This is a genomic window from Blastomonas ursincola (assembly GCF_013607875.1).
GTDB classification, from domain to species: domain Bacteria; phylum Pseudomonadota; class Alphaproteobacteria; order Sphingomonadales; family Sphingomonadaceae; genus Blastomonas; species Blastomonas ursincola.
The window spans coordinates 280,951-299,180 of the sequence record NZ_VDES01000002.1 but is presented as its reverse complement, the minus strand read 5'-3'; the positions used below and the strand labels follow the sequence as shown (position 1 = coordinate 299,180).

17 protein-coding genes are annotated in these 18,230 nt (G+C 65.9%); 14 read left to right on the top strand and 3 right to left on the bottom strand.

Annotation, left to right across the window (positions count from 1 at the left end; translation table 11 throughout):
- The first annotated feature begins 71 nt into the window (after positions 1 to 71).
- The 7 genes from FG486_RS07475 (at position 72) to FG486_RS18270 (ending at position 6,109) form a co-directional block, all read left to right on the top strand.
- Positions 72 to 467: a FecR family protein gene (locus FG486_RS07475; RefSeq protein WP_231750080.1), complete on the top strand. Its 396-nt coding sequence runs from the start codon at positions 72 to 74 to the stop codon at positions 465 to 467.
- Positions 464 to 1,066 (top strand): OmpA family protein, encoded by a 603-nt coding sequence (locus FG486_RS07470; protein ID WP_181267097.1) that lies wholly within the window; start codon positions 464 to 466, stop codon positions 1,064 to 1,066. Before FG486_RS07475 ends, FG486_RS07470 begins: the two co-directional genes overlap by 4 nt.
- Positions 1,067 to 1,399: 333 nt before the next feature.
- Positions 1,400 to 3,070: a formate--tetrahydrofolate ligase gene (locus FG486_RS07465; protein ID WP_181267096.1), complete on the top strand. Its 1,671-nt coding sequence runs from the start codon at positions 1,400 to 1,402 to the stop codon at positions 3,068 to 3,070.
- Between the two features lie 69 nt (positions 3,071 to 3,139).
- Entirely contained in the window at positions 3,140 to 4,297 is a 1,158-nt protein-coding gene (metX, locus tag FG486_RS07460) for a homoserine O-acetyltransferase MetX (RefSeq protein WP_181267095.1), read from the top strand.
- Positions 4,294 to 4,884, top strand: coding sequence for a methionine biosynthesis protein MetW (gene metW, locus FG486_RS07455; protein ID WP_338401588.1), 591 nt, complete (start codon positions 4,294 to 4,296; stop codon positions 4,882 to 4,884). The genes metX and metW overlap by 4 nt, the downstream gene beginning before the upstream one ends.
- A gap of 3 nt (positions 4,885 to 4,887) precedes the next feature.
- Positions 4,888 to 5,817 (top strand): NAD(P)/FAD-dependent oxidoreductase, encoded by a 930-nt coding sequence (locus FG486_RS07450; RefSeq protein WP_181267093.1) that lies wholly within the window; start codon positions 4,888 to 4,890, stop codon positions 5,815 to 5,817.
- Between the two features lie 160 nt (positions 5,818 to 5,977).
- The gene (locus FG486_RS18270) at positions 5,978 to 6,109 is read left to right on the top strand and encodes a hypothetical protein (protein WP_277816973.1); all 132 of its coding nucleotides are present in this window, start codon (positions 5,978 to 5,980) and stop codon (positions 6,107 to 6,109) included.
- 431 nt (positions 6,110 to 6,540) lie between these two features.
- Here the strand turns inward: FG486_RS18270 and FG486_RS07445 are convergent, their stop codons facing one another.
- A complete protein-coding gene (locus FG486_RS07445) occupies positions 6,541 to 8,298 on the bottom strand; it encodes a tetratricopeptide repeat protein (protein ID WP_181267092.1) in 1,758 nt (585 codons plus the stop codon).
- 281 nt (positions 8,299 to 8,579) lie between these two features.
- Here FG486_RS07445 and FG486_RS07440 point away from each other — a divergent pair, with 281 nt between their 5' ends.
- From FG486_RS07440 to FG486_RS07425, 4 genes are all read left to right on the top strand, one after another.
- On the top strand, positions 8,580 to 10,400 hold the full coding sequence (locus FG486_RS07440) for an ABCB family ABC transporter ATP-binding protein/permease (protein WP_181267091.1): 1,821 nt from the start codon (positions 8,580 to 8,582) through the stop codon (positions 10,398 to 10,400).
- On the top strand, positions 10,397 to 10,765 hold the full coding sequence (locus FG486_RS07435; protein WP_181267090.1) for a hypothetical protein: 369 nt from the start codon (positions 10,397 to 10,399) through the stop codon (positions 10,763 to 10,765). Before FG486_RS07440 ends, FG486_RS07435 begins: the two co-directional genes overlap by 4 nt.
- Before the next feature lie 154 nt (positions 10,766 to 10,919).
- Positions 10,920 to 11,360, top strand: a complete 441-nt coding sequence (locus FG486_RS07430) for a protein tyrosine phosphatase family protein (protein WP_181267925.1) — start codon at positions 10,920 to 10,922, stop codon at positions 11,358 to 11,360.
- A 138-nt stretch (positions 11,361 to 11,498) separates the two neighbouring features.
- The gene (locus tag FG486_RS07425) at positions 11,499 to 12,059 is read left to right on the top strand and encodes a hypothetical protein (protein ID WP_060977631.1); all 561 of its coding nucleotides are present in this window, start codon (positions 11,499 to 11,501) and stop codon (positions 12,057 to 12,059) included.
- 113 nt (positions 12,060 to 12,172) lie between these two features.
- Here the strand turns inward: FG486_RS07425 and dapE are convergent, their stop codons facing one another.
- Positions 12,173 to 13,327, bottom strand: a complete 1,155-nt coding sequence (gene dapE, locus FG486_RS07420) for a succinyl-diaminopimelate desuccinylase (RefSeq protein ID WP_181267089.1) — start codon at positions 13,325 to 13,327, stop codon at positions 12,173 to 12,175.
- Between the two features lie 138 nt (positions 13,328 to 13,465).
- Here dapE and FG486_RS07415 point away from each other — a divergent pair, with 138 nt between their 5' ends.
- The 3 genes from FG486_RS07415 (at position 13,466) to FG486_RS07405 (ending at position 17,346) form a co-directional block, all read left to right on the top strand.
- Positions 13,466 to 13,912, top strand: coding sequence for a cupin domain-containing protein (locus FG486_RS07415; RefSeq protein ID WP_181267088.1), 447 nt, complete (start codon positions 13,466 to 13,468; stop codon positions 13,910 to 13,912).
- Between the two features lie 182 nt (positions 13,913 to 14,094).
- Complete coding sequence (locus FG486_RS07410; RefSeq protein ID WP_181267087.1) at positions 14,095 to 16,296, top strand: TonB-dependent hemoglobin/transferrin/lactoferrin family receptor; 2,202 nt, start codon at positions 14,095 to 14,097, stop codon at positions 16,294 to 16,296.
- A gap of 39 nt (positions 16,297 to 16,335) precedes the next feature.
- Complete coding sequence (locus FG486_RS07405; protein WP_181267086.1) at positions 16,336 to 17,346, top strand: DUF6607 family protein; 1,011 nt, start codon at positions 16,336 to 16,338, stop codon at positions 17,344 to 17,346.
- Positions 17,347 to 17,428: 82 nt separating this feature from the next.
- Here FG486_RS07405 and hisN read toward each other — a convergent pair whose 3' ends face one another.
- Positions 17,429 to 18,214, bottom strand: a complete 786-nt coding sequence (gene hisN, locus FG486_RS07400) for a histidinol-phosphatase (RefSeq protein WP_181267085.1) — start codon at positions 18,212 to 18,214, stop codon at positions 17,429 to 17,431.
- Positions 18,215 to 18,230: the final 16 nt, after the last annotated feature.

The window sequence follows — 18,230 nt, the reverse complement described above, 5'->3', positions numbered from 1 at the left end:
GCCATGTATGCGGGCAAGTGGGGATGCCTAATATGAGACGCGTACTGCTTGTATCACTTTCGCTGCTGGCCATGACCGCTCAACCCGCCTGGGCCGATATCGGCCGGGTCAAGAAAACTGCCGGCGCCGCGCAGATCGAACGCAAGGGCACGCGGATCAATGCCGCGGTTGGCACCTCGCTCCTGCCGGGCGACGTGCTCGTCACCGGCAAGGGCGGGCAGATCGCGGTCGCCTTTGCCGACAATACCCGTTTTTCGGTCGGCCCCAACAGCCGCATTGCGGTCGACAAGTTCGACTTCGACCGCACCACCCGCTCCGGCGCCTTCGAGACCCGGGTCGAGCGCGGATCGCTGGGCGTCGTTTCGGGCCAGATCGCCAAGTCGCGGCGCGACGCGATGAAGGTGCGCACCCCGACCTCGTTGCTCGGCGTGCGCGGCACCCGCTTCATCATCAACGTGCCCGAATGATGCGCGCAAGGGGGCTTTCGATCGCGCTGGTCGCGCTGACCCTGGCCGGCTGTGCCGGGCCTTCGCTGCTGCTGATGAACAACGAGGACGGCTCGAACGAGGGTGCGCTGGCGGTCATCGACGAGAAATGCGGCAATCCCGACGGATCGACCATTGCGGGATCGTTCACCCGCACCAGGCTTTCGGGCTGTGCGCCGCGTCCCAAGGGCGTCGGCGAGGCGGCGCTCAAGCCCGAGGAGCGCAGCCTGATCGCCAATCTGCCGCCGCCACCGGCGCGCTTCACCATGTATTTCATTCCCGACACGACCGTGCTGGCACCAGGATCGGAAGGGATGATCGATGCCCTTGCCGAGCATTTCAAGGCGCGGCCCGGCGCGGAGCTCGAGATCATCGGCTATACCGATACCGTCGGCAAGCCCGAGTATAACCTTACCCTGTCGCAGAAGCGCGCCGACGAGATCAAGGGACGGCTGGTGCAGCTGGGCTTCCCGGCCGAGGTCATCACCACGACGGGACGGGGCGAGACCGAGTTGCGCTTCCCCACCCCCGACGAGACCGAGAATGGCGGCAACCGCCGGGTGGAAATCATCGTCCGCTGAACGGCGGCGCCTGCCTGGCCGGAGTGGCTGTGTCTAGTGGATTGATTTTGACATTTGCATCCCTTTGCGGCTGGGATAGGTCTGCAAATGTCAAAATCGTAAAATCCACTAGAACCAAAAACATCTAGTGGTCCAAAGAGATTCTGACATTCGAGCACAGCCTGGCTTCACACGGTACCGAAGGTCAGAATCGGACCACTAGACAGGCGCTGAACGCGTCCCGGCCGTTCTCCGGCGAAAGCCGGAGCCCAGAGCGGCCAGGGCGCAACCTAGCCCTCGACTCCGGCTTTCGCCGGAGAACGGCACCCTGCTGAAACGTCGGACACCCTCTTCATGCTCACCGATATCCAGATTTCGCGCGCCGCCAGCTTGCAGCGCATCTCCGTCATCGCCGAGAGGCTGGGTCTCGAAGAAGCAGCGGTCGAACCTTATGGCCATTACAAGGCCAAGATCGACCTCAAGGCGGCCGGACTCGACGGCGCCGAACCGAGAGGCAGGCTGATCCTGGTCACCGCGATCAATCCCACGCCCGCGGGCGAGGGCAAGACCACGACATCGGTGGGTCTCGCCGATGCCCTGAACCGCATCGGCCACAAGACGGTGCTCGCGCTGCGCGAACCCTCGCTCGGCCCCTGTTTCGGCACCAAGGGCGGCGCGACCGGCGGCGGCTATGCGCAGGTCGGGCCGATGGAAGACATCAACCTGCATTTCACCGGCGATTTCCACGCGATCACCTCGGCGCACAATCTGCTCGCCGCAATGATCGACAACCATATCCACTGGGGCAATGCGCTCGATATCGACGTGCGCCGCGTCGTCTGGCGGCGGGTGCTCGACATCAACGACCGCGCGCTGCGGCAGATCGTCCAATCGACAGGCGGCGTCGGCAACGGCTTCCCACGCGAAAGCGGCTTCGACATCACCGTCGCGTCCGAGGTGATGGCGATCCTGTGCCTGGCGCGCGATCTCGACGATCTGGAGGAACGGCTGGGGCGCATCGTCATCGGCTATACGCGGCAGCGTCAGCCGGTCACCGCGAGCGACCTCAAGGCGGCAGGCGCGATGGCGGTGCTGCTCGCCCAAGCGATCAAGCCCAATCTGGTGCAGACGCTCGAGGGCAACCCGGCGCTGCTGCACGGCGGGCCGTTCGCCAATATCGCGCATGGCTGCAATTCGGTGATCGCGACGCGCGCCGCGCTGGCGCTGGGCGATTTCGTGGTAACCGAGGCGGGGTTCGGCGCGGACCTGGGCGCGGAGAAATTCTTCGACATCAAGTGCCGCCAGGCCGGACTCGCCCCGGCCGCGGCGGTGATCGTGGCGACCGTGCGCGCGCTCAAGATGAATGGCGGCATCGCCAAGGCCGAGCTTGGCCATGAGGATGTCGAGGCGGTGCGGTGCGGCAGCGTCAACCTCATCCGCCATATCGAGAATGTGCGCCAGTTCGGCGTGCCCGTCGTCGTCGCGATCAACCATTTCCACAGCGACAGCGAGGCCGAGATCGCGGTGCTGCGCGAAGTGGCCGAGGCGCAGGGCTGCGAAGCGCATCTGTGCCGCCACTGGGCCGAAGGCGGTGCGGGCGCGGAGAGCCTGGCACACGCGGTCGCGCGGATTGCAGCCGGCGGCGAGGCGCAGTTCAAGCCGCTCTATGACGATGCGCTGCCGCTGATCGACAAGATCGAGACGGTGGCAAAGCGCATCTACCGCGCCGAGGGCGTTTCCGCGACGCCCGCCGTGCTGGCGCAGCTCCAGCGCTGGGAAGAGGCGGGATACGGCCACCTGCCGGTGTGCATGGCCAAGACGCAGTACAGCTTCTCCGCCGATCCGACGCTGCTCGGTGCACCGACGGGCCATGTCCTGCCGGTGCGCGAGGTGCGGCTGAGCGCGGGTGCCGGCTTTGTCGTGGCGATCTGCGGCGAGATCATGACCATGCCGGGGCTGCCCCGGATCCCCGCCGCCGAAACGATCCGTCTCGACGCGCAGGGCGAGATCGAAGGGCTGTTCTGAATGTCGCAACGCGCGCCGATATTCACGCCCCATTGACAGCCGCACGGCTTGACGCCAAGCCCGCCGCCCATGGCGAGCGCATCTGCCTCTCTTTCCGACGAACGGTTCGGCCTCGACCGGCGGATCACGCTGCTCGGGCCGCTGCCGCTCGATTGCGGTGCCGCGCTCGCGCCGGTGCAGATCGCGTACGAGACCTATGGCACGCTCAATGCCGACAAGAGCAATGCCATCCTGATCTGCCATGCGCTGACCGGCGACCAGTATGTCGCCTCGACGCACCCGATCACCGGCAAGCCCGGCTGGTGGCAGCGGCTGGTGGGAGAAGGCAAGCCGGTCGATCCGTCGCGCGACTTCATCATCTGCGCCAATGTCATCGGCAGCTGCATGGGCTCATCGGGCCCGGCAACGGTGAACCCTGCCACCGGCGAGCCCTGGGGCATGGATTTTCCGGTGCTGTCGATCGCCGATATGGTGCGCGCGCAGGCGCTGCTGCTCGATTATCTCGGCATTCCGGTGCTGTCCGCCGTCATCGGCGGCTCGATGGGGGGCATGCAGGCGATCAGCTGGCCGGTGCTTTATCCCGACCGTGTCCGCGCCGCGCTCGTCATCGCCTCGACCGCGCGGCACTCGGCGCAGAACATCGCGTTTCACGAGGTCGGCCGCCAGGCCATCATGGCCGACCCGCGCTGGCGCAAGGGGGCCTATTATGCCGATGGCGACGTGCCCGCATCGGGCCTGGCCGTCGCGCGCATGGCCGCGCATATCACGTACCTCTCCGAAGCCGGACTGACCGAGAAATTCGGCCGCCGGTTGCAGGACAAGAGCGGCAAGGATTGCAGCGGCAGCAGCTTCGGCTTCGATGCGGATTTCCAGATCCAGTCCTATCTGCGCCATCAGGGCATCAGTTTCGTCGACCGGTTCGATGCCAACAGCTATCTCTACATCACCCGTGCGATGGACTATTTCGACCTCGCCGAACCGCATGACGGGGTGCTCGCCAAGGCGTTCATGGGCACCAGGACGCGCTTCTGCCTGATCAGCTTCGATACCGACTGGCTGTATCCCACCGCGGAATCGCGGCGGATCGTCCACGCGCTCAACGCCGCCGGAGCCGAGGTGAGCTTTGTCGAACTGTCCTCGCCCTTCGGCCATGACGCCTTCCTGCTCGAATGCCCGGAGATGAACCGCATCGTCGATGGTTTCCTGCGCGCCGGGGCGAACGCGTGACCGGATTGCGCCCCGACCTCCAGATCATCGCCCAGAACGTGACGCCCGGCGCGCGTGTGCTCGATATCGGGTGCGGCGACGGCGCGCTGATGGCGGCACTGCGCGACACGCGCCAGGTGCGCGCGCGCGGGCTCGAGCTCGACCCGGCCAATGTGAGCGCCGCGGTAGCGCGCGGCCTTTCGGTGATCCAGGGCGATGCCGATACCGATCTTGCCGATTATCCGTCGGACAGCGTCGATTACGCGATCCTCAGCCAGACGCTGCAGACCACGCGCGCGCCGCATCTGGTGCTGGAACAGCTGCTGCGCATCGGGCGGCAGGCGTTCGTCAGCTTCCCCAATTTCGCGCATTGGCGCATCCGCCTGTCGCTGGCGACGCAGGGCCGGATGCCGGTCACCAGGCTGCTGCCCGAAAGCTGGTACGACACGCCCAATATCCACCATGTCAGCATCGAGGATTTCCGTGATCTGATCGCGGCGCGCGGCTGGGCCTGCGACGGGCAATGGTTTCTTTCGGGCGGCAAGCCGACATCGCGCGGCATGGCCAATCTGCTCGCCGAGCACGCGGTCTTCCTGCTGAGGCGCTGAGACATGAGAATCGGGATCATCGGAGCCGGGCTGGCCGGGCTGACCGCTGCGCGCGGGCTGGCAGAGGCGGGGTACGCGGTCATATTGTTCGACAAGGCGCGCGGCCCGGGCGGCCGCATGTCCACCCGCCGGACCGAAACCGCGCAGGGCATGGCGTTTTTCGACCATGGCGCGCAATATTTCACCGTGCGCGACGCCGGTTTTGCCGAAACGGTCGAACGCTGGGAGGCCGATGGTGTCGCGGCGCGCTGGGCGGCGGCGGGCGACAATGCCTGGGTCGGTACCCCGGGCATGAACGCGATCATCAAGGCCGAGGCGGCAGCGCACGATGTCCGCTGGAACTGCCGGATCGAGCGGATCGTGCGCGAGGGCGCAAGTTGGCGGTTCGAGCACGACGCGGGCAGCGAGAGTTTCGATACCGCGATCGTCGCCGTCCCGGCAGAGCAGGTCGCGCCGCTGCTGGCCTCCCATGCCCCCGAATGGGCGGCGCTGGCCGAGGCCACGGTATCGCAGCCGTGCTGGACGGTCATGGCAAGTTTTGCCGAACGAGTCGATTTTGGTCCCGATTGCCTGCGCAACGCAGGCACGATCGGTTGGGCGGCGCGCAACAGCGCCAAGCCGGGGCGCACGGGACCGGAAAGCTGGGTCGTCCAGGGATCGCCCGCCTGGTCGGCGGCGCATCTCGAGGACGAGGCCGACAGCGTGATCGCGGCGCTGGTCGCCGATCTGGCGGCGGCGACAGGTGTCGCGCTTCCCGAAACACTGATCGTGCAGGCACATCGCTGGCGCTATGCGCTGTCGGGCGCAGCCGGGCGGACGATGCTGTGGGATGAAGGTTCGAGGCTGGGGGTCAGCGGCGACTGGCTGATCGGACCCCGGATCGAGAGCGCCTGGGCCTCGGGCCGGGCGCTTGCGGCGGCTGTGGCCGCCTGATCAGATCAGCTCAAGATCAGACGATCGCGCCGGGGCCGATGCTCGCGGCGAGGAACAGCGCCGAACTCAGGATCGCGAGCGCTGCGGCACCGATCTGGCTGGAAAGCTGGAGCGACATTGTTTCTTTTCCTTGGAGTTGGAGTGAAAGGGCGGTCAGACGATGACGCCGGGGCCGATGCTGGCAGCGATGAAGACGACCGAGGTGATGGCGGCGAGGGCGGAAGCGATGACGTTCATGATGGTGGTTCCCTGTGTTCGAGACGGTCTGGAAGCGATGCGGATCAGACGATGATGCCGGGGCCGACGCTGGTAGCGACGAGGATGACCGAGCAGATGGTGGCGAGTGCGGTGGCGAGAATGTTCATGGGGAAGGTCCTTTCGATTTCGGTTTGAGGTGCGGGCTGGAGATCAGGCGACGACGCCGGGAGCAACGCTGGCGGCGATGAACAGGCTGGAGGTCAGGATGGCGAGAGCGACGGCGGCGATCTGGCTCTGGGCGTTCGAGAAGAGGGTCATGGCGGTGTCCTTTCGTGAGTATCTGGTGGTTCCGGTCGGTGTGTCCGGAGATGCCAGATACTCTGCACACGCCGTGCCAAACTGAAAAAGACACGCTATTCCAGCGGTTTAGCCTTTTTCAGGCCTGCGCAGAACATGAATGAATGCTGACTATTGGGAAAATTTCCCATTAATCGGGATCGGCGCTGTACAGGGATTGCAGGCGCGTCAGCCTGCCGAAGGTACCAACCCGGTCGCCTCGGCCTCGGCCTGCATGCGACGTGCGAAGAAGGGCGAAATGGTGAACCGCGCCAGCACATCGGAAGCGGGGGCCCCGGAGGGCGCACCCACCAGCTTTTCGAGCGCGCGCCAATCGGCCCGGCCTTCCGCAACACGGCCGTTGGCGGCGAGTGCAAGCGCGCGCGCGAGCAGGAAATTGGGCTGCGTCTCCAGTTCGGGCTTTTCGGCGCTGAGCGCAAGCTGCAGCGCCTCGGGGCGCTTGCCGTTGATGACGCGCGTGATCACCAGCGACGAGATCTGATAGCCCCCGGGCTGTTCGTTCAGCGCGCTCGCGCGTTCGAGCACGGGTTCGGCGCCGGGATAGTCGCCACATGCCATGAGCAGGCTGCCTGCAAGACCCAGCGTGTCGGGCTCGAGCGGATTGCTCTCGATCGCACGGCGGGCAAAGGCGATCGCACGCGGGCAATTGCCCCGCGCCCAGGCCGAGCGCGCCACCGCGATCTGCGCCAGCGCCGATGTTCCGTTATTGCGCAACGCAGCTTCTGCAAGATCACGCCCCCTGGCGGTCGGGGTCAGCGGCACCATGCTCTTGCCGCGCGGCCGCGACAGTTCGAGGAACGATTGCGCCTGGAGCACCAGCGATTCGTTGGGGAACAGCTTTGCCGATGCATCGAGGCACTGGCTCACCGCGGCCCGCTCCGCGGGATCGCGGCTCTGGCGGAAACTGTCATAGGCGATCAGGCATGGATAACCGGGGGACGTGTCGCCGCCCAGCAGCTTGCGCTGATGCTGGATGATCACCCCACCCGAACGCGCGACCTCCGAAATGCCGTTCCCGATGGCCTGCTCGACATCCGGCGCCGCGATCTCGGTGCCGTCATGGTTTATCTCATAGGACCACAAGGTCGTCCCGCTCGCCTTGTGGCGAAGCGCGAGGAAGATCGGCGCATTCGCTCCAGGACCAGCACTGCTGCCGCGTACGACCAGCTGGTACGCGCGCGCCCTCTCCGTCTCGCTGACATCCTCGTGCGCCGCGCTCGTCACCGCGACCATCTCGAAGCGCTGCAAGTGCATTTCGGCAATCTGCGCGGCGGTGTTGAGCGCATCATTGCCGCTCGCCGGCTCGGTCAGGATCGTGACATGCGCAATCTGGCCGCGCATGTCGCGCCGTGCAGCCTCTTCGCTGGCGGTTTCCGGCTTGGCCAGCAACCAGATGACGTAGAGAAGGCCGAGCAGCAGCAGGATGCGCACCACCCAGAGGATCCAGCCCCGGTCGATCCCCGATGGCGGCGGGGATGATGCCTGCGAGCGGGCGTGTCCCTGGATCTCTCCCGCACCTGCAGCGCCCCCGAAGGCGCCTGTATTGCCTCCCGGGTTCGGCAGCGACTGAGGCCCGGCTGCGCCCAGCGCGGCGGCGGCCGGCTCTGCCATGGGCGCCAGCTCGACATTGTAGCGCCCGACAGGAATGACGATGCGATGACGGCCTGCGGCCTCCTGCGCGGACAGCCCGGCATAATGCAGTTCGAGCATCTTGCGCAGCCGCCCGACCTGCACGCGCGGATAGCTGTCGCTCTGCGGATCGAAGCTGTCGTCGCGGCCCAGACCGTCGACCGCAATCTGATAGGCCTTGAGCCGCTCCCCGTTGCCCGCAAGTGTCTGTTCGACAAGATATTCGAGCAAACGCCGCAACACGGGTGAGCGGACGAACTCCGGCGAGCGCATCACCAGACCAAGTTCATTCTGCAATGCGCTTCTTTCAGGTTGCGCACTCACCTGCGTGTCATCCCTTCAGGGCTGGCGGATTGTCGATAGCAACGGATGAAGCGCCCGGAACCGTTATCTTGTCCGTGTTTGCTTCCATGAGGATATAGGCCGAAATGTAACTTTGCAATCGAACGTGACATGAAAATGGCCGGAAGCACTGAAAAACTTGCATTTTACGGGTAACAACCAGTCCAATCGGCGATTGCGGTTTTTGTTGCCAAGGGGTTGGAACCGACGACCATCGCCCCTATCGAGGGCATAGCATGCCGCCGCAAACCCCCTCCTCTGCCGATCGAACGCCGCCGCCCGCCCTGCGCGAGACGCTCGGACGATTCCTGCCTTATCTCTGGCCAGCGGACCGGCCCGATCTGAAGCTGCGCATCTGCGGCGCGATGCTGATGGTGCTGCTGGGCAAGGCGGCGGTTCTTTCCATGCCCTTTGCCTACAAGGCCGCAGTCGACCGGATGACAATCGACGGCACCACGATGGCGATGGCGGCGATCATCGCGGTGCTGGCTTATGGCGCGGCGCGGCTGGGATCGGTGCTGTTCGACAATCTGCGCAACGTGGTCTTCGAACGCGTCGGCCAGGAAGCAACGCGGACGCTCGCCGAGAACGTCTTCGTGCAATTGCACCGGCTGTCGCTGCGCTTTCACCTCGCCCGCCGCACCGGCGAGGTCACCAAGGTGATCGAGCGCGGCACCAAGAGCATCGACGTGATGCTCTATTTCCTGCTGTTCAACATTGCCCCGACGGTGCTCGAACTCATCGCGGTGCTGGTGATCTTCTGGATCAATTTCGGCTTCGGGCTGGTGCTGGCAACGGTGGCGATGGTGGCGATCTATATCGTCTTCACCCGCAAGATCACCGACTGGCGCAACCATCTGCGCGAGGCGATGAACACGCTCGATGGCAAGCAGCTCGCCCGCGCGGTCGATTCGCTGCTCAATTACGAGACGGTCAAATATTTCACCGCCGAGGAGCGCGAGGCCAAGCGCTATGGCGATGCCGCGCGCACCTATGCCAATGCGGCGGTCAAATCCGAAAACTCGCTGGCGCTGCTCAATGTCGGCCAGTCGCTGATCACCAACCTGATGATGGCCGGCGCAATGGCCTATACCATCTGGGGCTGGAGCCGGGGGCAGTTCACCGTCGGCGATCTGGTGCTCGTCAACACGCTGCTGATGCAGCTGTTCCGCCCGCTCGACCTGCTCGGCATGGTCTATCGTACAATCCGCCAGGGGCTGGTGGATATGGCGGCGATGTTCGACCTGATCGATACCCCCGCCGAGATCGTCGATGTCCCGAATGCGCCTGCGCTCGACATCCGCCAGCCCTCGGTCGAATTCCGCAATGTCGATTTCGGCTATGATCCCGACCGGCAGATCCTGCACGGTCTGAGCTTCCGGGTCGAACCGGGCCAGACGCTGGCGCTGGTCGGCCCCTCGGGCGCGGGCAAGTCGACGATCGCGCGGCTGCTCTTCCGCTTCTACGATCCGCAAGCCGGGCAGATCCTGATCGGCGGGCAGGATATCGCCAAGGTGACGCAAGGCTCGCTGCGCGCCGCGCTCGGCATCGTGCCGCAGGATACGGTGCTGTTCAACGACACCATCGGGTATAATATCGGCTATGGCCGCGAGGGCGCGACGCAGGAGGAGATCGAGCGCGCGGCGCATGGCGCGGCAATCGGCACGTTCATCGAATCGCTGCCCAAGGGCTATGATACGGAGGTCGGCGAGCGCGGGCTCAAGCTGTCGGGGGGCGAGAAGCAGCGCGTCGCGATCGCGCGCACCTTGCTCAAGAACCCGCCGCTGACCATCTTCGACGAGGCGACGAGCGCGCTCGACAGCGCCACCGAGGCCGAGATCCTCGATACGCTGCGCTCGCTGGCCGAAGGGCGCACCACGCTGATCATCGCGCACCGGCTGTCCACAGTCACGCATGCCGACAGCATCCTCGTGCTGGACAAGGGCCGGGTGGCGGAGCAGGGATCACACCGCGAACTGCTGCGCCGCGGCGGGCTCTATGCGGCGATGTGGGAACGCCAGGCGCAGGAACGCGCGAAGGAAGAGGTGGCGGCATGACGATGACGGCGGCAATTCTCGCGGCGCTGGCGCTGCAGGGCGTAGCGCTCGATCCGCCGGTCGAGGCCGAGGCGGCAGAGGTGGAGCAACCGACGCGCACCGGCGCATGGAACGACATGTATGGCGAGCCCCAGCATCCCGGCGCGACCTATCGCGTGCGGCTGTTCGTGCACGCCGCGCAAGCCTGTCTTCATTTTGCCGGCGAAGCGCCCTATGATGCCGAGCGCGCCGAATTCCTGAACGCGATGATGGATGAAAGCTGCGCGGGGCTGAAGGAACGCTATACCGCGATCCTGGCCGATCCGACGACCGACGCGCCATCTCGCGCCCTGGTCGAGAAAGCATGGGAGCCGTTTCGTGAGTGACAAGCTCTCCAGGATTTCCGCCCTTGTGCTGGCCGCCGCTCTGCTGACGCTGCCCGCCTGCAAGGACCGCAACCAGTCCGACCGTTCCCCGGTGCAGATGCCGCCGATCCTGGCCTCTGCCACCGCCGCCCCTGCTGCCATGAAAGAGACAAGCATGTTCACTCCGCTTACCGATGATGTTCAGGTTTCGCCGCAGATCACGCTCGATCAGGTGGCGGCGGCAAAGGCGGAAGGCGTGACGTTGATCATCAACAACCGCCCCGATGGCGAGGACCCGAGCGCGCCGCAAAGCGCCGAGATCGAGGCGGCGGCAAAGGCTGCCGGGATCGAATATGTCTCCATCCCCGTCACCCATGCCGGATTCTCGGCCCCGCAGGTCGATGCGATGATCGCGGCGCTGGACAAGGCCGAAGCAAGCGGCGGCAAGGTGCTCGCCTATTGCCGCTCGGGCACGCGCTCGACGCTGCTCTGGTCGCTCGCCCAGGCCAAGCAGGGGCAGAACCCTGCCGAGCTCACCCGCATCGCGGCGCAGGCCGGCTATGACCTGACCCCGATCCGCCCAATGCTCGACGCACTCTCGGGCCAGGCGGACTGAGACAGAATTAGATCCTCCCCCCGGCAAGCTGTGGGAGGATCCCCGGGCTTATGGTTAACCCGATAATAACCATCTTGTGACCATGTTTCCTCGTTCCACCGCGGCGACTCTGCGGTGGCGATGCAAGGAGAATGGGGCATGGCCAGCCATCCCGGCGCGGCATCCGGCAATTCCGCAGCGGCACTCACGCTTGCCGAGCTGCGCGAGTTCGCGAGCTTCTCACCCGCGGCACAGCGCTATATCAAGCGCGCGCTCGATATCGGGCTCGCGCGCGAGGACGCGTTCAAGCGCTGGGCACGAAACGCCGAGGAAACCGCCTCGATCCGCATGCATTATCTGGTCTACCAGGACCTCAAGCTGTTGCGCGGCAACGTGCCCGATGCGCCGCATGAGGACGGGTTCGAGCATTTCATGGCGCTGCTGGTGCGGCTGGCGGCGTTCGATTTGGCGCAGGGCCGGATCGAGAGCTTCTCCGCCTTCCGCTTCCTCTACGAACGCCTGCTCGGTGCCGATGTGCGCCCCTGGCTGCCGTCTGCCTATTGCGCCGCCGCGGCGCTGCCGCAGATCCAGCCCGAACGGCGCAAGATGCTGCTCCAGTCGATCAGCGAGGCGGCTGCCACTGCTCCGGGCTGGTCGCTGCGCGCACCGGTCTTCTTCCCCGAATGGGTCGAATGGGTGAGCGGCGACGCCGCGCATTGAGGGCTCGGTTCTGAGACCACATCACCGTCACCCCCGCGAAAGCGGGGGTCCCGCTTCTGCGCAACGGGTTGAAAGATAGCGGGATTCCCGCGTTCGCGGGAATGACGTGCTTTCTAGCTCGTCCCCACCAGCGCGGCGAGCGCCACGCGGCGGTAGATGCGCGCCAGCACGTCCAGGTCGGCTACCGCCACCGCCTCGTCGAGCTTGTGCATCGTCGCGTTGCACAGGCCGAATTCCACCACCGGGCAGATGCGCGAGAGGAAGCGCGCGTCGGACGTTCCGCCGGTGGTCGACAGCTCCGTCTCCACACCCGTCTCCGCGCGGATCGCGTCGACGATCAGACCTGAAAGCTCGCCCGGCGGGGTGAGGAAGGCTTCGCCCGAAATCTTTGCCTCGACCGTCCCGCCCAGCGGCTCGGCGATCGCGCGAATGCGCTGGATCAGCGATTCGCCGCTGTGCAGATCGTTGAAGCGGATGCTGATCCGCGCCTCGGCGGCGGCGGGGATGACATTGTGCGCGGGGTTGCCGACATGCAGGTCGGTCACCTCGATATTGCTCGGCTGGAACCAGTCGGTGCCCTCGTCCAGCACCACTGCCTCGATCGCCGAGAGGATCGCGACCAGCTTCGGGATCGGATTGTCGGCCAGATGCGGATAGGCGACATGGCCCTGCTGGCCCGCCACGCGGATCCACATGTTGACCGAGCCGCGCCGCCCGATCTTCACCATGTCGCCCAGCCGATTGACCGAGGTTGGCTCGCCCACCAGGCACAGGTCGGGCACCGTGCCCTCGCGCAGCATCAGGTCGATCAGCGCGCGGGTGCCGTAGATCGCGGGCCCTTCCTCGTCGCCGGTGATGATCAGGCTCAGCGTCCCCGCCTCGCGCGGGATGTCGGCAGCCGCGGCGACGAAGCTCGCAATCGATCCCTTCATGTCGACCGCGCCGCGCCCGTGCAGCAGGTCCCCGCGCACCTCCGGCACGAACGGATCGCTCGCCCAGCCCTTGCCCGGCGGCACCACGTCGAGATGCCCGGCAAAGGCGAAATGCCGCCCCGGATCGCCGAGCGGACGCCGGATCGCGAACAGATTCTCGACCGGGCCATCGGGGGCCTCGCCGCAGACGAAGCGCGTGACGGCAAAGCCCAGCGGCTCGAGCATCGCCTCGAGGCAATCGAACACCGCGCCGGTGGCGGGCGTGACGCTCTCGCAGGCGATCAGGCGGCTGGCGAGATCCAGCGGGGCGGCGGCAATCGTGGCGGTATCGGTCATCGGGGCTTTCTCGTTGGTCGCAGGCGCATTTGAGTGATTTCGAGTGAAATGGAACATTTCACGGCTCGGAAATCACGGCAAAACAGAAATATAGAGCCAGCTTTTGATTCCATCAAAATCTGGCTCTAACATCGCGCCATGCCCAAAGTCGACCTGCAAGCGGTTCCGCAAACCAACGCCACCGGATATCCCGATCACCTCGCGGATGTCGTGCAGGGGCGCTGGTATCGCCGCCTCTCCCCCGCGCTGGGGCTCAGCGATTTCGGGGCAAGCCATGTCGTGCTCAAGCCCGGTGCCTGGTCTGCCCAGCGACACTGGCACGAGAACGAGGACGAGATTCTCGTCATCCTGTCCGGCCAGGCGGTCCTGGTCGACGACCACGGCCGCACCCTTCTTGGGCCGGGCGACATCGCAGCCTTTCCCAAGGGCGAGCCCAACGCGCATTGCCTGGTCAACGAAAGCGACGAAGATTGCGCGTTCCTGGTGATCGGTCAAAGCGTCAATGGCCCGTGCCATTATCCCGATGTCGACATGCATGAGAACGGCGCGGGCAACAAACGCCGCAAGGACGGATCGGCCTTCTGACTGGCCGAAGAGGCTACCCTCCCTCGCTCCTGAATATCCCAGCACCATCCCGATGGGCCGAAGGAGGGCCGGGCCCGCGCGCGCCTGACGTGACTGAGGCTGCATGCGCCAGGTTGACCCAACAGCCAAAATCCCTATTAGGCTAATGCGAATCGCTTGCATTATCATTTGGGGGATTATCCATGAACCGCTGGTTGAACTCTGCCGCCCTGATCGGCCTTGCCGCCGCTCAGCTGCAGGTCAGCGCCGCCGAGGCGGCGCGCGCAGAGACCGAAACGCTCGACGAGGCCGAGGCTGCCGACGGGCGCACCATCGTGGTCTCCGCCACGCGCACGCCCATCACCATCGACGAGGCCCCTGCCACCATTTCGGCGAAGACCGACGAGGAAATTGCCGACGAGCTGGCGACCGACATCAAGGATCTGGTGCGCTTCGAGCCCGGTGTCAGCGTCCGCCGTCAGCCCGCGCGGTTCGGTGCGGCGCTCGGCAGCACCGGCCGCGCGGGCAACGAGGATTTCACCATTCGCGGCATCGGCGGCAACCGCGTGCTGATCCAGGTCGATGGCGTGCGCATGCCGATGGGCTTCAGCTTCGGCGCGCAAAGCGTGGGCCGAGGGGATTCGGTCGATATCGGGCTGGTCAAATCGGTCGAGATCCTGCGCGGTCCGGCCTCCGCGCTCTACGGCAGCGACGGCCTGGCGGGTGCGGTCAGCTTCACGCTGAGCGACCCCGAGGACATATTGAAGGGCCAGTCGGTCGCCGGGCTGGTGCGTGGCCAATATGCCAGCGCCGACAACGAATTTGCCGAAACCGCGATCCTGGCTGGACGCAGCGGCGAGCTCTCGGCGATGGTCGCCTATACGCGGCGCGATTTTCAGGAGCTGGAGAACCGCGGCACTAACGATGTGCTCGGGGCCAATCGGACCACGCCCAATCCGCAGGATGGGCACAGCAATGCCGCCACCGCGCGGCTGGTCTGGGATCCCGCCGGTGGCCACAAGGTCCGGCTGACCGGCGAATATCTCGACAACCGCATGGTCACCGATCTGCTCTCGGGCCGCTCGGCGAGCGTCGACAATCTGGTGGCGCGCGACAGCGGCAAGCGCTGGCGGGTAGCGGGCGACTGGATCTGGGAAGGCACCGGCACGCTCGAGATGGCGCGGGCCAGCCTGTACTGGCAATCGGCCAAGGACCGCCAGTTCACGCAGGAAGACCGCACGCCGCTAGCCGATCGCACCCGGCTCAACACCTTCGACAACCGCGTCTATGGCCTGTCCGCCGAAGCGCGCGCAGGCTTCGTCACCGGGCCCTTGAGCCACAAGCTGGTCTTTGGCGGCGATGCGAGCTCTACCCGGCAGCAGGGGCTGCGCGACGGCACCGTGCCGCCAGCGGGCGAGCGCTTCCCGTCCTCCGCCTTTCCGGTGACCGATTACACGCTCGCCGGTCTGTTCATCGGCGACGAGATCAGCATGGGGCCACTCACCCTGTTCCCTGCGCTGCGGTTCGATCATTACAAGCTCTCACCCCAGAACGATCCGCTGCTCCCGGCGACCTTCGTCACCACCGGCCAGTCGGGCAGCCGGCTGAGCCCCAAAATGGGCGCGGTGCTGAAGCTGAACAGCGAGGTGCGGCTGTTCGCAAATTATGCCCAGGGCTTCCGCGCCCCCGAGCCCTCCCAGGTCAACCAGTTCTTCGAGAATCTGGCACAAGGCTATACTTCGCGCCCCAATGCCGATCTGGGGCCGGAGCGCAGCGAGAGCATCGAAGGCGGCATCCGCTTTACCAGCGAAGCCGTGAGCCTCAGCGCCACCGCGTTCAGCGCGCGCTACAAGGACTTCATCAGCCAGGAGGTCGTGGGTGGCGGCTTCACGCCGAATAATCCCGCGATCTTCCAGTTCATCAATCTCGACCGGGTAAAGGTCGAAGGCGCCGAGGCGCGGCTCGAACTGCGCGACAAGGGCGGCCTCAACGGGCAGCTGGCCCTGTCCTACGCCAAGGGTGACGTCATCGATCCGCAGGCGAACACCCGCATGCCGCTCGCCACGGTCGATCCCTTGAAGCTGGTCGCGGGAATCGGCTGGCGCGACCCGCAGGGCCGGTTCGGCGGGCAGCTGATCGCCACGCACAGCGCGCGAAAGTCCGAGGCGCGCAGTGCGGGCGTGTGCACCCCGTCGTGCTTCCGGCCCGAGGCGTTCACCATCCTCGACGCGACGGCATTCGTCGCGCTGGGCCCGGTGACGCTGCGCGCGGGCCTGTTCAACCTCACCAACGCCAAATACGCCTGGTGGTCCGATGTGCGCGGCCTCGCCAGCAACACCACCATCGCCGATGCCTTTACCCAGCCGGGCCGCAACGGCAGTGTCTCGTTGACTTATCGCTTCTGATTCGCAATACCGTTATCAATCAAAACAGGGGTCTTGATCATGCACAGAAAGATCGTCTCGCTTGCTGCTGCCAGCCTGTTCGCGCTGGCTTCCACGTCCGCGCTTGCCCATCCGCCGATCGCCGAACGGCCCGCCCAAGAAGAAGCCGCCGCGTTCGAGGCCGATCGCGCCGACATTCTGGCGATGGCGGGCAATTTCAAGGTGCGCTTCGACATGCAGGAAGCGACGCCCTGGCAGAGCGGCTACGCCCCGCTCGACCGCAAGATTTCGGGCGGGCATGAGGTCGTGCGCGTGATCGAGGATAGCGGCCGCCGCATCGTGCTGCAGCATATCCTGGTCAGCGAGATCGACGGCAAGCCGCATATCACCAAGCACTGGCGGCAGGACTGGGAATACGAGCCCGCCCGGGTGCTGGTCTATTCGGACCGCAATGCCTGGACCTGGGAGGACGTGCCCGAGAAGATGCGCCGCGGGCGCTGGTCGCAGACCGTCTGGCAGGTGGATGACAGCCCGCGCTATGCCGGCTGGGGCCAGTTCGAGCAGCAGGGCGGCCTTCGCCGTTGGCGTTCCAACTGGACCTGGCGACCGCTCGCCCGGCGCGATGCGGTGCGCAATCCCGTGTACGACCGCTATTATGCGATCAATCGCCACCAGCCCACCCCCGATGGCTGGGTCCACTGGCAGGACAATATCAAGATGGGCATGAAGGACGGCCGCCTGCAGCCGATCGTCCAGGAATATGTGCTCAATACCTATACCAAGTTCGACGGCTATAACGTCAAGGCCGCAGACGATTACTGGGCCGCCACCAAGGGCTATTGGGCTGCGGTCCGCGCCGGGTGGGACAAGGTGGCGGCGACCAAGGGCGGCATTGCCATCCAGGAGGAAGCGCAGGCCGGCACCATCATCAGCGCGCGGTTGCTGACCATCGCCGACGAGATTGTCGAGGGCAAGCTGACCGAGGCTAAGGGCACAGCCGAAGCGCTCAAGCTCATCGACGACAATACCCGGATGACGGGCGCGAAGCAGGTCGCAAGCGCCGGTCGCTAAGCGTCGGCGCCCCGCCCCCTGTTGGGGCGCCGATACTCCCCTGCCCCGCCGACTGGACACGGCGGGGCGGGGGATATTGCGTTCAGTGGTCGTGCTGCGCCAGGGCTTCCAGCACGTCTTCCAGTCGTGCCGGATCGCCCATCGCGACGACGCGCCCGTCGCTGCCCTTGTGCAGCGGATCGCCGTTCCAGTCGCACATATGTCCGCCCGCGCCCTCGACCACGGGGACGAGCGCGGCGAAATCGTGCAGTTTCAGGCCGCTTTCGCAGACCAGATCGACCGAGCCCTGCGCGACCAGCGCGTAATTATAGCAATCGCCGCCCCAGATCAGCCGCCGGGTGTCGCACTGCTTGGCGAGCGCCATGAAATGCATCGCGTCATGATCGCTGAACAGGTGCGGGCTGGTGGTGGCGAGCACGGCATCGCCGATCTCGGGGCAGAGACGCGCCTTGACCGGCCTGCCGTTGAACGTCGTGCCGCGCCCGGTCGCGCCCACCCAGCGCTCGCGCCCGATCGGCTGGTCGATCACGCCGAGCACCGGCCATTCGTCCGAAATCAGCGCGATGAGCGTCCCGAAGATCGGGCGGCCGGCGATGAAGCTCGTCGTTCCGTCGATCGGATCGAGCACCCAGACGCGTCCCGTCGTTCCGGGTTTCTCGCCATATTCCTCGCCGATCACGCCGTCGCGCGGGGCCTCGGCATCGAGGATCGCGCGCATCGCGGCCTCGGCGGCGCGGTCGGCCTCGGTTACAGGCGAGGCATCGGCCTTGCGGTCGGTAGTGAAATCGGCGCGGTAAAAGGGGCGGATCGCCTCCCCCGCCGCATCGGCGAGCCGCTGCGCGAGCTCGATATCCTTGCTGTGTATCATGATGGTCTAGCTAGGG

Bases quoted from the DNA above. Each gene is read 5' to 3' on its own strand.
- FG486_RS07475 (WP_231750080.1), top strand. From the start codon at position 72: ATGACCGCTCAACCCGCCTGGGCCGATATCGGCCGGGTCAAGAAAACT.
- FG486_RS07470 (WP_181267097.1), top strand. From the start codon at position 464: ATGATGCGCGCAAGGGGGCTTTCGATCGCGCTGGTCGCGCTGACCCTG.
- FG486_RS07465 (WP_181267096.1), top strand. From the start codon at position 1,400: ATGCTCACCGATATCCAGATTTCGCGCGCCGCCAGCTTGCAGCGCATC.
- metX (WP_181267095.1), top strand. From the start codon at position 3,140: ATGGCGAGCGCATCTGCCTCTCTTTCCGACGAACGGTTCGGCCTCGAC.
- FG486_RS07450 (WP_181267093.1), top strand. From the start codon at position 4,888: ATGAGAATCGGGATCATCGGAGCCGGGCTGGCCGGGCTGACCGCTGCG.
- FG486_RS18270 (WP_277816973.1), top strand. From the start codon at position 5,978: ATGACGCCGGGGCCGATGCTGGCAGCGATGAAGACGACCGAGGTGATG.
- FG486_RS07440 (WP_181267091.1), top strand. From the start codon at position 8,580: ATGCCGCCGCAAACCCCCTCCTCTGCCGATCGAACGCCGCCGCCCGCC.
- FG486_RS07435 (WP_181267090.1), top strand. From the start codon at position 10,397: ATGACGATGACGGCGGCAATTCTCGCGGCGCTGGCGCTGCAGGGCGTA.
- FG486_RS07430 (WP_181267925.1), top strand. From the start codon at position 10,920: ATGTTCACTCCGCTTACCGATGATGTTCAGGTTTCGCCGCAGATCACG.
- FG486_RS07425 (WP_060977631.1), top strand. From the start codon at position 11,499: ATGGCCAGCCATCCCGGCGCGGCATCCGGCAATTCCGCAGCGGCACTC.
- dapE (WP_181267089.1), bottom strand. From the start codon at position 13,327: ATGACCGATACCGCCACGATTGCCGCCGCCCCGCTGGATCTCGCCAGC.
- FG486_RS07415 (WP_181267088.1), top strand. From the start codon at position 13,466: ATGCCCAAAGTCGACCTGCAAGCGGTTCCGCAAACCAACGCCACCGGA.
- FG486_RS07410 (WP_181267087.1), top strand. From the start codon at position 14,095: ATGAACCGCTGGTTGAACTCTGCCGCCCTGATCGGCCTTGCCGCCGCT.
- FG486_RS07405 (WP_181267086.1), top strand. From the start codon at position 16,336: ATGCACAGAAAGATCGTCTCGCTTGCTGCTGCCAGCCTGTTCGCGCTG.
- hisN (WP_181267085.1), bottom strand. From the start codon at position 18,214: ATGATACACAGCAAGGATATCGAGCTCGCGCAGCGGCTCGCCGATGCG.